Raw genomic sequence first — 13,912 nt, forward strand, 5'->3', positions numbered from 1 at the left:
TATGTCGTCTAAGAAAGAAGCTCAAAGCCGGTCTCTTGCAGACTGGCTTTGTTATTTAGAAGCTCAGCATCATAGCGCGATTGATTTAGGTTTAGAGCGGGTTGCCAAAGTGGCTGACTACGCAAAACTACGCCATTTAGATGCTACGGTGATTACGGTGGCCGGCACCAATGGTAAAGGGTCTACCTGCGCGCTACTTGAACAGATTTTAGTTGCGCAAGGTTATCAAGTCGGAGTTTATAGCTCTCCACATATCCTGGATTATCGAGAGCGAGTCAGAATAAACGGTCAGCTGCCCGAAGCCGAAGCATTTTGCCAGTCATTTTCTGCCATTGAAGAGCTTCGCCAAGAAACCAGTTTAAGTTATTTTGAGTTTGGTACTCTTGCTGCCGTTTGGATGTTTGCCCAGCAGTCTTTGGATTACGTCATCTTAGAAGTCGGCTTAGGCGGACGTTTAGATGCTACCAATATTGTCGAGCCTGATGTGAGTGTGGTTACAACCGTTGCAGTTGACCATGTAGATTGGTTGGGTAACGACATACAGCAAATTGGTCGCGAGAAAGCCGGTATATTTCGTGAAAACGGTAAAGTGGTAGTAGGGGACAGTAATATAGTTGCCAGCGTCTTGGAATGTTCGGCACAACTCAACTGTAATCAACTAGCCGCTGGGAAAGAATATCAGCTGGAAAAAGAGGCAGATAGCTGGACTTATCGTGGTGTAAAATTGAACTACCAAGGTCTGCCTTATCCTCGTTTGCCTTTAGTGAATGCGGGCACTGCTATTGCTACCTTAGAGCACCTTGGGCTTGAAATACCTAGCGACGATTTGTCAAAAGCAATCAAACAGTGGCAGCTTGCTGGTCGCTTGCAAGTTATTTCTGACAAGCCTCTGGTCGTGGTAGATGTGGCACATAATCCGCAGTCTGCTAACTACTTAGCCTCTCAATTACCCTCGCTAGCTAATGGCCGTAAAATTATTGCGCTGTGTGCGATGCTGGGTGATAAAGATATGCAACAGTCGGTACAACCTTTAGTTGGCATGGTAGAGCAGTGGCATATTAGCGGTTTAGCGGGACCTCGCGGTGACGATGGTAGTGCATTGGCGAGTTGCTTTGCCTCTCAAGCAAGCTTAACTCGTTACCGGCAATTGGCTCAGGCTTATTCTGCTGCCCTCAAACTATTAGACGATAACACCATGTTAATTGTGTTTGGTTCTTTTTTTACCGTGGCCGAGATATTAGAATTGTCTTCTTCAGCAACAGCAGAGAGTTAACATTGACTGCACAGTTTAAAAACCGCTTAGTGGGCACCATCTTCTTGGTCGCGTTGGGAGTAATCATTATTCCTGATATTCTTGATGGAAAAAAAACGCGAGTTGAAGAAGAGTTCAATGCGATCCCTTTTGCGCCAAAAGTTGACTCACTCCCCCCTCTGCTTATCGATTTGCCTAATGAACAAGAGTTGGTCGCTGCTGAGGTTGCAGGTGATGAAAGTAGCACCGAGCAAACAGCTAATTCGGAACAGGCAACGAGCACTTCGACAGTTAGTGAAACAAAGCCAGCCACTGAGCCAGTGGATACACCACAGCTTGAGTTTGCTAAGCCGGCCTATATTGTTCAACTGGGCACGTTTAAAAACTCTCAAAATGTTACGCGTTTGGTTGCAAAGCTAAGAGAAGCCGGTTTTCAAGCTCACTCATATCCAGAACCCGCTGTAGAAGGGGAGCTAAATAGGGTGTTTGTGGGGCCCAATGTATCTAAAAAAACATTAGAACAGCAACAAAGTAAATTGAAGGAACTCACAGGCTTAAGCGGAAAAATTCGCGAGTTTGATCCTTTGTTTAAGTAAGTATGAAAAAATACAAGCACGCATTTTATTTTTGTTTCTGGTAGAATTCGCAGCGTTTTTCAACAAGTAGAAAATTTATGGCTTGGGTAGACTACGTCATCATCGGCGTAATAGTATTGTCGGCATTAATTAGCTTGGTTCGCGGCTTCGTTAAAGAGGCCCTGTCGCTGGTCTCTTGGGTAGCGGCTTTTTTCATCGCATCGCAGTTTTATCACGACCTATCCAGTTACTTCACTCTCATTGAAAATCCCTATTATCGCAGTGGCGTAGCCATTGTTTTGCTGTTTATAGCCACCCTTGTACTTGGTGCGCTGGTTAATTACTTATTTAGTCACTTGGTCAACTCAACGGGTTTAACCGGTACCGATAGGGTGCTGGGGATCTGTTTTGGGGCTATCCGAGGGGCATTAGTGGTAAGCGCTTTGCTGTTTGTATTGTCGTTTACCGGTTTTCCAGAATCCTCATGGTGGAAAGGGTCGTTATTGATTCCCGAATTCACCGTGATTGTTCAATGGTTTTTTGAGTTTTTAAAAGATTCTTCTAGTTTTTTACATAACTACCAATCTTAATAAGGAAAAGCTTCATGTGTGGTATTGTCGGCATTGTCGGTGCTAGTCCCGTTAACCAAGCGATTTATGATGCGCTAACAGTTTTACAGCATCGTGGTCAGGATGCTGCGGGTATCGTTACTATTACCGAAGGTATGTTTAAACAACGCAAAGCCAACGGATTGGTAAGAGATGTGTTTGAAGTTAAACACATGCAGCGTTTACGTGGTAATTTGGGTATTGGTCACGTGCGTTATCCAACCGCTGGTAGCTCTAGTGCAGCAGAAGCTCAGCCTTTTTATGTTAACTCTCCTTTTGGTTTAGCCTTGGCACACAATGGCAACTTAACCAATGCTAAAGAGTTACGCGAAGAGATGGCTAAGCGCGCTCGACGTCACATCAACACCACCTCTGATTCAGAAGTGCTGCTTAATGTACTAGCCCATGAGCTAGATAGCATTGTGGAAGATGAGTTATGCGAAAAACAAGTGTTCACCGCGGTTAGCCGTGTACACAAGAAAATTCGTGGTGCTTACGCTGTAGCTGCGTTAATCATTGGCCAAGGTATGGTGGCATTCCGTGACCCTAACGGTATTCGTCCTTTGGTACTGGGTAAGAAAACCAGCGATGAAAATCCAGAGAAAATGGAATACATGGTGGCATCAGAAAGTGTTGCACTTGATGCCGTTGGTTTTGAGTTTGTGCGCAGCGTAGCGCCAGGTGAAGCGGTGTACGTAACTGAAGATGGTCAGTTATTTACTCAGCAATGTGCTGAAAATGCGGCTCACAACCCATGTATTTTTGAGTATGTATACTTTGCTCGTCCTGATTCAATCATCGATAAAATTTCGGTATATGGCGCTCGCGTTAACATGGGCACCAAGTTAGGCGAGAAGATTGCACGCGAATGGGATGATTTAGACATTGATGTTGTGATCCCGATTCCTGAGACATCCTGTGACACGGCTTTACAAATTGCCATGCATCTTGATTTACCGTATCGCCAAGGTTTCGTTAAAAACCGCTATATTGGCCGTACCTTTATTATGCCGGGTCAAACCCAGCGTCGTAAATCGGTTCGCCGTAAATTGAACGCGATTGATGTAGAGTTTAAAGGCAAAAACGTACTGTTAGTTGACGACTCGATTGTTCGCGGTACCACTTCTGAGCAGATTATTGAAATGGCTCGTGAAGCAGGCGCAAACAAAGTTTACTTTGCTTCAGCGTCTCCTGAAATCCGTTTCCCGAACGTATATGGTATTGATATGCCTTCGGCTAACGAGTTGGTTGCTCATGGCCGCGAAGTTGACGAAATTTGCCAGTTGATTGGCGCTGACGGTCTTATTTTCCAAGACTTAGAAGACCTAATTGTGGCTTGTCGTGAAAGTAACCCTGAGATCCAAACTTTTGAAACTTCAGTATTCAACGGGAAATATGTAACTAACGATATTGACCAAGACTACTTGAACTACTTGGATCAGCTACGTAACAATGATGCAAAGGCTGTTCAGGCTCACGAAGAAGTAGCAAACCTAGAGTTGCATAATGAAGGTAGCTAATACTTTTGATATTGCTCTAGAATAAAAAAAGCACCCATTATGGGTGCTTTTTTGTTTTTGGTCTTAAGTGCAAATCTACCTAGAAAATTCAGTTTTACTGAACTCAACTCGCTCGAGCGGATTGCGTTCAATGCCTTCGGCAATGATCTTTTCTACAAGTTTAAGACGAGGCAAAATACCTTCGCCGTTGGCTATTTGGATAGCCAGGCCTGGTCGGGCATTAAGTTCTAACAGCATTGGGCCATTCGATTTATCCAGTACCATGTCGGTACCTAAATAACCCATTCCCGACATCTCATAACAACTAGATGCCAGTTCAAGCAAACGCTGCCAATGAGGAACCACTAATTCTTTAAGTGGTCGGTCTGTATCAGGGTGTTTTTCTATCGGCCTATCAAATTGAACTGCATGTAAAGCTCGCCCAGAACCGATATCGATACCAACACCTACAGCGCCTTGGTGTAGGTTAGCCTTACCGTCTGAAGCTGCTGTAGATAGACGCATCATCGCCATCACCGGGTAACCTTGAAAAACGATTACTCGAACATCTGGCACACCTTCAAAGCTAAACCCATCAAAACATGAGTCAAACTCAATTAGTGCTTCAATTACTGCAACATCGGGGCTGCCGCCAAGTGAGAACAAACCGGCTAAGATGTTAGAGCAATGACGCTTCACATCTTCTTCATGAGCGGGTGCTCCACTGGGTTTAAAAAACACCCCAGACTCTTGCTTAGTAATAACCAATATACCTTTACCACCAGAGCCTTTAGCTGGCTTTATCACAAAGCCAGGGTGTTTGTGCAGTAAGGGAATGATTGATTGAATATCGTGTTGAGTGCGCACTACGCCAATAAGTGCTGGTATGGTGACATCATCTCGCTGAGCAATAATCTTGGTTTTAAGTTTATTGTCGACTAGTGGATAAAGTTTACGCGGGTTGTACCGGGCGATATAGCCAGTGTTGCGTTGGTTCATCCCCATGATGCCCTTGCGGGCAAGTTTAAAAGGGCTAGTGAATTGACTAAGCATTAGCCCTCCTTATCCGCGAGAGGCTTAAAGCGACGTAGTTCTAATAGGCGGTATCCAGTGTAGTTACCAAGAATCAAAATAATACCTAGTACAATGAATTGAATGCCCATGAAGTTAAAGGTTAAGTGGCGAACGTATTCGTTGTTCATCGCTAGGAAGGCGAGAACGGCTACTAGTAAACTACCGCCACCCTGCATCACTACTTCTTTAGGGCCTTCTTCTTCCCACAGCACCGACATCCGTTCGATGGTCCACGAAAGAATAATCATTGGGAAGAAGGTGATTTTCAAACCTTCCGTTAAGCCTACTTTAAAACTCATTACGCTGAAGATAGAGATAATACCGATCACCGTAATAATCACCGCGGATATTCGCGATACCAGCAGCAAATTCAGATGGGAGAGGTAGCCACGAATCACTAGGCCTGTTCCAACTACCAGTAGGAATCCGATTAAACCAGTCATTAGTGAGGTTTGCATAAATGCCATGGCGATTAGCACTGGCATAAAGGTACCCGAGGTTTTAAGGCCAACAAGTACACGTAGCAAAACCACCATTAATACGCCAATTGGAATAAGCAAAATGCCTTTAAATAGCGCTTGCTCTTCTAAAGGTAAGCTATCAATTGAGAAGTTAAGAAAATCAGCTTCGCTGATTTTAGGGGCAACGGCTGATTGGGCACTTTGCTCAACCAGTAACATTGAGAAAGTCACTTGTGAGTCTTTACCGCCAACAACTTCTAGCAAGCTATTGCCATTGTATTCCCACAATAGGGTGTTGTCTGGCCGGCCTTGAGTTCCGGTTGCTAAATCAAAAATCTGCCAGTCATTTTCGTCTTTAAAAACCTGAATGTATTCAGTAATGCCTTGACGGCGGCGGCCATCTTCTAGCTGTAAGCCTCGAACAATACGTGCAGGCACATCGGCATTATTTAATAGGTCTACCACTAAACGGTTTTTAGGTTTGTAATCTAAAATTAAACCGGTATTTTGGCTTTTACTGGCAGTTTCACCGGTCAGAGCTTTAATTAACTCGCGAGTAAAGCTATAGGCATCAGCTGAAACTTCTTCGGCTTGCTTAGCTAAGTGATTAGCAGCGGTGAAGTAGGGTTCTGGATATTCGGTAAACGGTGTATCAGGCATTTTCGGCTGATAAATATCTGCCGCTTTAGGGTCTACCAAGAAGTCTACTTTATAGTACATTTCTTGGTGGCCGTCGGCTGTGCGCTTAGTCCAGATGGCGCGAGGGTTATCTTGGTCGTTTACAAAAGATAAACCATAAGCTAATGACGCTGTTGATTCATGAATACGTGTATAACCACGTTGGGTTAATGGTAAAGCAAGCACTGCTTCAACGCTTTCGCCTTTGGCGTCAAATTCTACCTTGGCTTCAATTGACCAAATCTGGCGCTTTTCGCCAGGAAACCAAGGCACTTCAAATTGAACATGGCGGTAGAGTGTCATGCTTATTCCTATCAGCATGCACAGGGTGACAATAAAGTAAAATATGTTGCGAGAACTCATGGGCATTAATCCTTAAATGTCGGCTTCGCTTGGGTAAACTTTTGGCTTATATCTACCACACTTATATCTTTTAGAAAGCTACGTCCTAGTAGCACTGGGTAACTAAGGTGGTTGCGGTTGGTTAGGGTAAATTGGGTCTTTTCTGAAATTGGACCTAATTTAACTAACATCGAAACAACTGGGCGTTTATCTACTTTGTTGGTTGATGATTGAGTGACTTCTGCAGTGCGCACTACTGGGCGCTCTACAATGATATCGCTATCAAGCGTATTGTGGCGCATGTTAAAACGTACCCAGTTCTTACCATCACGTTCAAATTTCACAATGTCGGTGGCATTAAGTGATGACGTTGCCGCACCAGTATCAATACGTGCTTGGAAGGCATTCTTTTGCCCTTCTAAGCTTACCCATTCAGATTCACCTAACACGGTTTTGTTGCCAAGCTTGTAGCTTGTTTGCTTGCTGCAGCTCTGTGGGGTTGATTTGGAAGTCGCAACTGGCACTGGGGCTATTGCTACCACTTTATCTTCAAGCTGATCAAAACGTTGTTGTTGAGCTTCTAGTTGCTCAGAAATTGACTCACATTGGCTTAACACTGAAGTCTGCTGAGCCGAAAGCGCTGATAATTGTTCTAGAGTTTGGTCGTTAGATTGAGAGGCTTGTTGGCTCGCACAAGCGGTAAGTGCAAGAGACAATGAAATTATCGAAAGCTTTTTCATAGTTCAAATCCATTAGGCAAAAGTAAAAACTGCGGTTTAAGTGTTTGTTTTAGCATAGCGTATGAAAACTGTTTAGTCTGGATTAATTGCAATTAAAACAGCACGTTTGGGAGCCGGTAGCCCTTCTACAGTTTTCGAATTATCATTTGGGTCTAAGTAGTCTTCGAGTGACTCGTGAGTCATCCATGAGGTACTTCTTTGTTCTTTGGTTGAGGTAACGTCAATATCGACAATTCGTACATCAACAAAGCCGACTTTTTCTAGCCATAATTTTAAGGCTGCGGTACTTGGCAAAAACCAAACATTGGGCATTTTCCCGTACCGGCCAGCAGGCACTAGTACTTGGTTTTCGTCGCCATCAACAACCAAGGTTTCAAGTACTAACTCTCCACCTTTATGCAGTTGTTCTTTTAATTGAATAAGGTGGTCCATTGGTGAGCGGCGATGATAAAGCACTCCCATCGAAAATACCGTATCAAAGGCGCGCAATTTAGGGAGCTCTTGAATACCTAAAGGCAACAAGTGAACGCGTTGGTCATTGTTGGCAAAATTGCGAATGGCTTCAAATTGCATGAGGAATAGGGTTGAAGGGTCGATGCCTACTACAAACTCTGCATCATCTCCTAGCATTCGCCACATGTGATAACCGCTGCCACAACCCACGTCTAATACATAGCGATGTTTAAGTGGAGAGATATGGTTACGGATGCGCTCCCACTTCCAATCGGAACGCCATTCTGTGTCGATACTAATCCCATAAACATCAAATGGGCCTTTACGCCAAGGGTGTAAGTGGCGCAGTAAATTCTCAATTTTTTTACGCTCACCTTCAGGCATTTCTTCGGCTTTACCAATACTGACTTTATCTTTAAGTTCTATGTGAGCAGTTGTTTGTTGAGGGAATTTATTAAGTACACGCTGCCAGCGTGGGAAGTCGCCATGAGCATGTTCTTTTTGCCAATCACCTAATTGAGCGGGCAGTGTATAAAGCCAATGCTTAAGGCGATTTTTGGCAATTATTTGGTAAAAGTCAGAGAAGTCTATCATTGGTTACAAGAGCTTGATATTACGAAGGTATATGCGGCTAATTGTAGCAAGCTTTAGCGCTTTTTGGTGATAAAGCGCTAAAGATACTTAGCTAAAACGGGCATTTGTTCACTAATTGTTCTAATTCACCTTGTCGATTTTTATCCAATTTATACTATGCCCGTTTTCATCTCTCCAATTGCCGCTATCACAGGCATCTATAGCTTTGCTTGCGATGATGAGTTGATCTTTAAAGTGAAGGCGCATGCCCAGCTGGTGAAATGCCTTGATAGCGGAGTTATTTAGCGGCTCATGTGTTCTAACAAATAAAACTAAAGGGCTACGTTGAGCGATGAAATCATCACTTAGAGCGCTAAGTAGCTGTTGGTTATCTTTGCTACTGATACTTGCTAGTGCCAGTGTTTGTCCCTGATATCGGGCAAGTGCTAAGTAGGGGGCCAGTTTTAGCTGGCTTTGGTTAGAATTATAAGCGCTAAACCACTCAAAACTTTGCTCTTGCCAAGCGTAAGATATGGGGAAGTGAGCACTTTTACTTGAGTTGAAGTTTATCTTTTTGTTGTTAGGTGAATAAGTTCTATAGTTTTGTTGCTGTGCGTCGATATTTAAAGAGGGAAGAGTAGCCACCAAGATACTATCATTAATTGTAGAGCGCGCTTCAGCTGAAAGCATCTCAAGCTGAGTCATCACAGATGACTGAGTAGCGCTGATGGTGACAGCAGACTGAGAACAATCATTGATGAGCAGCGAGTCATAATCCAGTTGCTCCACTTGCACAGTGGCCTGAACTTGAACGCTAAAGCTAAGTAACGCAACTGAGGCTAAAACTCTTTCTATAAAAATCATAATTAAATACATAGGGTTAGTGTGAACACAATGATGCTAGCACAAATTCAAAGTAACAAGACAATTGGTCAACAATAAATACAGCAGGAAGCTGGCAAGGGGTAATTGATGGGTAATTTATCGATTAAACAACGTTTAATCTTAACAATCTTAATCCTGTTAGCGGTGTTAAGTGGTGTGCAAGCTTGGTTCCAAGCAAGAACCTTATCTCAAGAAACACGTTTAGATATTGCGGGAGATGCAAAGCAGTTAGCTCAAGCAGCTACCGACCAAGTAAGCCTGTGGTTCGACTCTAAACTTGCGATTGCAAGAGGGATGTCGTCGGACCCAAATTCATCAAGCTTTGTATCTGATTTAGTGCAAGCCAAGCAAAGTGGCGATTTCATTTATTTTTACTTTGGCAGCAGCCAAGGCGAAATGACCATGCATGACCCGAACGAAACCCTGCCAGATGGATACGATCCAAGAACCCGACCTTGGTATAAGGGCGCGCAGGCTAATGGTTCGTTTGTTTCGGACCCTTATGTTGATGCCACTTCTGGGCAAATGGTTATATCGGTGGCACAAAGAGTCAGTGGTGGCGTTTACGCTGGTGATTTAGGTTTAGATGTGGTGACTCAACGCGTGTTAAACCTAGCCAGCGAACAAGTTTATCCGGTGATTGTTGACCAGCAAGGTTTGGTGGTGATCCATGGTGATAACAACATGGTGCTTAAGAAAGCTACAGAGTTGTCTCCTGAGCTTAGTGCGAGTTTTATTGAGCAAGTTGCCCGCACAGCCGAATTGAGTGATTTACAAGTTAGCGGCAAAGATAGCTTTGTAAGTATAAGCCCAATTGAAGGTACCGAATGGTACTTGATGTTTGTTTATGACAAGAAATTAGCATTGGCGCCCGTTCAGGCCATGGTGCAAAGTTCGGTGATTTTTGCGGTCATTCTTTTTGTCATCATTGCTGTGGTAATGCTTAAAGTGATTTCTGCGATGTTGAAACCAATTGAAGTTTTAGGCGAGGCAATTAGTGAGCTCTCATCGGGTGACGGCGATTTAACCAAGCGAATTAACATGCAGCGTAATGATGAGATAGGCGCGCTAGCAGATGGCGTTGACCGCTTTATCGACCAATTACATGAGCTGATGAAAGATATCGCCCAAGACGCAGATCGATTGCAGCAAGCGGCGGCGCTTACCAATAATTCAACCAGTGAATCTAACTTGCAGATTGAACGCCAGCAAGCTGAAGTGACCCAAGTAGCAACCGCTGTTAATGAGATGGCTGCAACTGCCAATGAAGTGGCTAACAATGCTGAACAAACGGCTGAAGCTGCGCGTGAATCCGCCGATTCTTGTGAGCAAGGCAAAGTATTAATTGGTCGAAACCAACAGCAAGTGAATAGCTTGGCTGGTCAGCTAGATGGTGCGGCAGAAACCGTGCAAGAGCTTGAGCGAAATACCCAGGAAATTAGCGATATTTTATCGACTATTCAGGGTATTGCTGAACAAACCAACTTATTGGCGTTAAATGCTGCTATTGAGGCTGCACGCGCCGGCGAGCAAGGGCGCGGATTTGCCGTTGTTGCTGATGAGGTACGTAATTTGTCGCAACGTACACAAAGTTCAACTGAAGAAATTAAAGCGATGTTAGAGCGTTTGCAGGGCAATACCCATAGCACCGTTCAAACCATGGACGAAAGTCAGCAGTTAGTAAAAATAAGCGTTGAAGAAGCCACTAAAGCTGCAGAAATGCTGGAGAATATTACTAACTCAATTACTCACATTAGTGATATGGCCACGCAGATCTCTAGTGCTGCTGAGGAGCAAAGAGCGGTCACCGAAGAGGTTGGGCGCAATACTCAAGGCATTCAAGATGCGTCTTTAGAGCTCGCTGAACAAGCTGCTGGTAGCTCGCAGCGGGCGACCGAGTTAGATGAAATTGCTGACAAGTTACATAAAGAAGTGGGCGCGTTTAAAATATAGGTGCTTCAATATTAAAAGGCCTGCGAAAGCAGGCCTTTTGGGTTTAAGTCAAAAATACTAACCCTGCGCCGCCAAGGCAAATTAACATTAAATACAGCGGCAATTTAAACACTCGCAGCAAGCAAAAACCTAACAAGGCTAATACTACTTCTACGTTAGAGTGGATAGCGCTGGTGAAAATAGGTTGATATAGCGCTGCAACAAGTAACCCAACCACTGCCGCGTTCACCATTTGCATTGCAGCTGAAAATTTCGCCTGATTGGCTAGGGCTTGCCAGGCATCAACAAAGGCCAAAACCAACAGAAAACCAGGTAGAAAAATTGCTATTGTGGCAACTAAGGCATAAACAAGAGGATTTTGTTCGCCAACTATTGCCCCAAGGTAACTCGCAATGGTGAACATTGGGCCTGGCACAGCTTGGGCCGCTGCATAGGCGGTTAAAAACTGTTCTTGGTTTACTTCGTTAACCAATGTTTGTTGTAGTAGTGGCAGAACAACATGACCACCACCAAATACCCAACTGCCTGCTTGATAAAATTGACTAAAGCTGGCCACTAGCTGTGGCAGGTCTAAAAAGGCCAGTAAAAGCAAAGCACCAAATACCACTAAGTAAGGCAGTTTAACGGTGCCGGATGATTTATTTTGTTTGGGTTCTAAGGGCTTAAGCGCGAGTAGTTTCTTGTGTAAGAACAAACCGGCAATTGCCGCAATAGCCAAACACAGTAATTGAGTACTCAAGTTTGGAAGCAGTAACAAAACAGAAGCAGTGATAAAACAAGCACAACTTAAATATACATTACTACAAAACTGACCGTACATTTGGCGCACAGCATCCACAACAACAACCAAAGCCGCAATTTTTAAACCTGCGATTAGCCCCAACACTAAGGGGGTATTATTGCTATAGCTTGCCGCTAGAGCCAAGGCTGTCATTAGGGTTGCAGAGGGCAGTGTAAAGCCAATAAAAGCCGCTATTGCACCTAGCTTTCCGGCTCGGCGCAAACCTATAGCAAAACCCACTTGCGAAGAGCCTGGGCCGGGTAGGAACTGGCTTAAAGCAACCAAGTTTGCATATTCTTGCTGACTCATCCAGTTTCGATTATCAACAAACTCTTGTTTAAAAAAGCCAATATGTGCAGCAGGGCCACCAAAACTGACTAAACCCAAGCGAAGAAAGGTGATAAATACTTCTATTATTGCTGTCATCATTCTTAATGTAATAAGCAAAAATCAGATTTTATGAAGCTTTTGTTACAGGAATATTTCCTCTAGCAAATTGTTTAGCATGTACTTAGTTGCTGCAGTGAAATAAGCTTAATTGGCATTGAACGAAATAAAGGAATAGGTCGTTTTTCATGAATGCTAATAATAGTGCCTTAAAGCATTGGCTATTAATTTTCGGTATCTTGCTGATGCAAGCCTGTAGTACTAAGCCTGAGTGGTATTCTTGTGAAGGGGCCTTAACTGACTTAGACCACTTGCTTAGCAGCGAGGTTGGAACGCTCAATGCCAAGCGTGTACCCAAGCATCCTGGTTTGCGCTACGACCGGTTTATTTACAGCTTTATTAATGAGCGAGATAGTGGCTTAAATATTGGCCAGCAAGATCTTATCAGCTATATGAGCGATGCCGCTAAAATGGGTTTATTGCTAGAGTGGCGGAACTTAACTAGTCAACAAACGAGTGAATGGAAGCAACGTTATCCAGAGTATTCACAAAGTACTTTTATTGATAGCTGTGTGGAGCAAGCTAAGCAGCAATATTTAGCTCAAGCAGCAAAAAGCTCAGAACTAATAGGTAGCTTATTATCAGATGATGATTACTCAGATACCGCAAAATTTTTTGGCATTTATCCTATTAGCTCCAAAGTATTTGCTAGTGCCGTTAAAAAAGAACAGCAGAGCTTACAAGCGCATTGGCAGAAAGCTTCACTAAAAGCCTATTCTGGATTTAAGCAAGACCAAGCAGTACTTTATGTCCCTAAATCACTTAAACATGGCTTGGCTACACCTTTAAGCCTTAATCACTTAGGACAGTTAAGCAATGAGCAGCAAGCTCAGCACTTGCTGAATAAGTTTGCGCCACAGTGGCTAATTGAAAATTCGAGTCAAGACAACCTGCCCGGTAAGCCAGCTTGGCAGGGCGAACAGTTGCAAGTAGATACCGATATAGCCACTAGTTTTTCACTTATTAGCTATGGCAGATATCAGCAGCAAACCACCATTCAACTTAATTATGTTCTGTGGTTTAAACAACGCCCTAAACTTAGCGCTGTTGATTGGGTAGCAGGGCAGCACGATGCAGTTATTTTTCGTATTCACTTAACACCTCACTTAGACATACTGGCTTACGATAGTATTCATCTTTGTGGCTGCTGGTATACCCTCATGCTGCCAAATGGCCAACCGTATCAAGCTTTGCAAGATAGTGCCCAAGAGCCAGTATTGATGCATAGGGTGGAAGCTCAAACTAAAATGCGCATTAGCATTAGTGCCGATACGCATCAAATTGTGGGATTAGCTCCGGCCGAAGAAAATACTGAGCTAAAAACCATTGAGTACCAGTCTTTAGCTTGGCAACAACTAAATTTATTGGCTAAAGCTGATCTGACACAAAGCGTATTTGATAGGCAGGGCTATGTTTATGGCTCGCAGCGCTTGGAGCGTTGGTTTTTTTGGCCAATGGGAGTAAAGCAACCGGGCAGTTTGCGTCGCTTTGGTGACCACGCCATAAGCTTTGTAGGCGAACGGTATTTTGACCAAGCTTACTTGTTAGAAGATTTAGGTGTGCAATAATGCCTTACACTTCCTTTAGTACC

The 13,912-nt window shown here is 43.8% G+C and carries 12 protein-coding genes; 6 read left to right on the forward strand and 6 right to left on the reverse strand.

Annotated features, from left to right (window positions below; translation table 11 throughout):
• The first annotated feature begins 1 nt into the window (after window position 1).
• From folC to purF, 4 genes are all read left to right on the forward strand, one after another.
• Window positions 2-1,273 (forward strand): bifunctional tetrahydrofolate synthase/dihydrofolate synthase, encoded by a 1,272-nt coding sequence (folC, locus tag OAG1_RS08580; protein ID WP_338625734.1) that lies wholly within the window; start codon window positions 2-4, stop codon window positions 1,271-1,273.
• Window positions 1,274-1,275: 2 nt separating this feature from the next.
• A complete protein-coding gene (locus tag OAG1_RS08585; protein ID WP_338625736.1) occupies window positions 1,276-1,848 on the forward strand; it encodes an SPOR domain-containing protein in 573 nt (190 codons plus the stop codon).
• 77 nt (window positions 1,849-1,925) lie between these two features.
• Window positions 1,926-2,417: a CvpA family protein gene (locus tag OAG1_RS08590; protein ID WP_016403410.1), complete on the forward strand. Its 492-nt coding sequence runs from the start codon at window positions 1,926-1,928 to the stop codon at window positions 2,415-2,417.
• 14 nt (window positions 2,418-2,431) lie between these two features.
• Window positions 2,432-3,955, forward strand: a complete 1,524-nt coding sequence (purF, locus tag OAG1_RS08595) for an amidophosphoribosyltransferase (RefSeq protein ID WP_016403409.1) — start codon at window positions 2,432-2,434, stop codon at window positions 3,953-3,955.
• 75 nt (window positions 3,956-4,030) lie between these two features.
• On the opposite strand, the gene OAG1_RS08600 is transcribed toward purF, so the two are convergent.
• The 5 genes from OAG1_RS08600 to OAG1_RS08620 all read right to left on the reverse strand — a co-directional run bounded on the left by OAG1_RS08600 (window position 4,031) and on the right by OAG1_RS08620 (window position 9,119).
• Window positions 4,031-4,987, reverse strand: coding sequence for an alpha-L-glutamate ligase-like protein (locus OAG1_RS08600; RefSeq protein ID WP_016403408.1), 957 nt, complete (start codon window positions 4,985-4,987; stop codon window positions 4,031-4,033).
• On the reverse strand, window positions 4,987-6,510 hold the full coding sequence (locus OAG1_RS08605) for an inactive transglutaminase family protein (RefSeq protein ID WP_040307570.1): 1,524 nt from the start codon (window positions 6,508-6,510) through the stop codon (window positions 4,987-4,989). The genes OAG1_RS08600 and OAG1_RS08605 overlap by 1 nt, the downstream gene beginning before the upstream one ends.
• 5 nt (window positions 6,511-6,515) lie before the next feature.
• Window positions 6,516-7,229, reverse strand: coding sequence for a RimK/LysX family protein (locus OAG1_RS08610; RefSeq protein WP_338625741.1), 714 nt, complete (start codon window positions 7,227-7,229; stop codon window positions 6,516-6,518).
• A 72-nt stretch (window positions 7,230-7,301) separates the two neighbouring features.
• Complete coding sequence (gene cmoB, locus OAG1_RS08615; protein WP_338625744.1) at window positions 7,302-8,276, reverse strand: tRNA 5-methoxyuridine(34)/uridine 5-oxyacetic acid(34) synthase CmoB; 975 nt, start codon at window positions 8,274-8,276, stop codon at window positions 7,302-7,304.
• A gap of 120 nt (window positions 8,277-8,396) precedes the next feature.
• Entirely contained in the window at window positions 8,397-9,119 is a 723-nt protein-coding gene (locus OAG1_RS08620; protein ID WP_338625746.1) for a hypothetical protein, read from the reverse strand.
• A 108-nt stretch (window positions 9,120-9,227) separates the two neighbouring features.
• Between OAG1_RS08620 and OAG1_RS08625 the strand changes: the two genes are divergently transcribed.
• The gene (locus OAG1_RS08625) at window positions 9,228-11,093 is read left to right on the forward strand and encodes a methyl-accepting chemotaxis protein (RefSeq protein ID WP_338625748.1); all 1,866 of its coding nucleotides are present in this window, start codon (window positions 9,228-9,230) and stop codon (window positions 11,091-11,093) included.
• Between the two features lie 43 nt (window positions 11,094-11,136).
• Here OAG1_RS08625 and chrA read toward each other — a convergent pair whose 3' ends face one another.
• A complete protein-coding gene (gene chrA / locus OAG1_RS08630) occupies window positions 11,137-12,303 on the reverse strand; it encodes a chromate efflux transporter (RefSeq protein ID WP_338625750.1) in 1,167 nt (388 codons plus the stop codon).
• A 146-nt stretch (window positions 12,304-12,449) separates the two neighbouring features.
• Here chrA and OAG1_RS08635 point away from each other — a divergent pair, with 146 nt between their 5' ends.
• Window positions 12,450-13,889: a hypothetical protein gene (locus OAG1_RS08635; RefSeq protein WP_338625752.1), complete on the forward strand. Its 1,440-nt coding sequence runs from the start codon at window positions 12,450-12,452 to the stop codon at window positions 13,887-13,889.
• The last annotated feature ends 23 nt before the right edge of the window (window positions 13,890-13,912 follow it).

The sequence above is a fragment of the Agarivorans sp. OAG1 genome, assembly GCF_037076485.1.
In the GTDB taxonomy this organism is placed as follows: domain Bacteria; phylum Pseudomonadota; class Gammaproteobacteria; order Enterobacterales; family Celerinatantimonadaceae; genus Agarivorans; species Agarivorans albus.

Bases quoted from the DNA above. Each gene is read 5' to 3' on its own strand.
- OAG1_RS08600 (WP_016403408.1), bottom strand. From the start codon at position 4,987: ATGCTTAGTCAATTCACTAGCCCTTTTAAACTTGCCCGCAAGGGCATC.
- OAG1_RS08605 (WP_040307570.1), bottom strand. From the start codon at position 6,510: ATGAGTTCTCGCAACATATTTTACTTTATTGTCACCCTGTGCATGCTG.
- OAG1_RS08590 (WP_016403410.1), top strand. From the start codon at position 1,926: ATGGCTTGGGTAGACTACGTCATCATCGGCGTAATAGTATTGTCGGCA.
- chrA (WP_338625750.1), bottom strand. From the start codon at position 12,303: ATGATGACAGCAATAATAGAAGTATTTATCACCTTTCTTCGCTTGGGT.
- OAG1_RS08610 (WP_338625741.1), bottom strand. From the start codon at position 7,229: ATGAAAAAGCTTTCGATAATTTCATTGTCTCTTGCACTTACCGCTTGT.
- OAG1_RS08635 (WP_338625752.1), top strand. From the start codon at position 12,450: ATGAATGCTAATAATAGTGCCTTAAAGCATTGGCTATTAATTTTCGGT.
- OAG1_RS08620 (WP_338625746.1), bottom strand. From the start codon at position 9,119: ATGATTTTTATAGAAAGAGTTTTAGCCTCAGTTGCGTTACTTAGCTTT.
- cmoB (WP_338625744.1), bottom strand. From the start codon at position 8,276: ATGATAGACTTCTCTGACTTTTACCAAATAATTGCCAAAAATCGCCTT.
- folC (WP_338625734.1), top strand. From the start codon at position 2: ATGTCGTCTAAGAAAGAAGCTCAAAGCCGGTCTCTTGCAGACTGGCTT.
- OAG1_RS08625 (WP_338625748.1), top strand. From the start codon at position 9,228: ATGGGTAATTTATCGATTAAACAACGTTTAATCTTAACAATCTTAATC.
- purF (WP_016403409.1), top strand. From the start codon at position 2,432: ATGTGTGGTATTGTCGGCATTGTCGGTGCTAGTCCCGTTAACCAAGCG.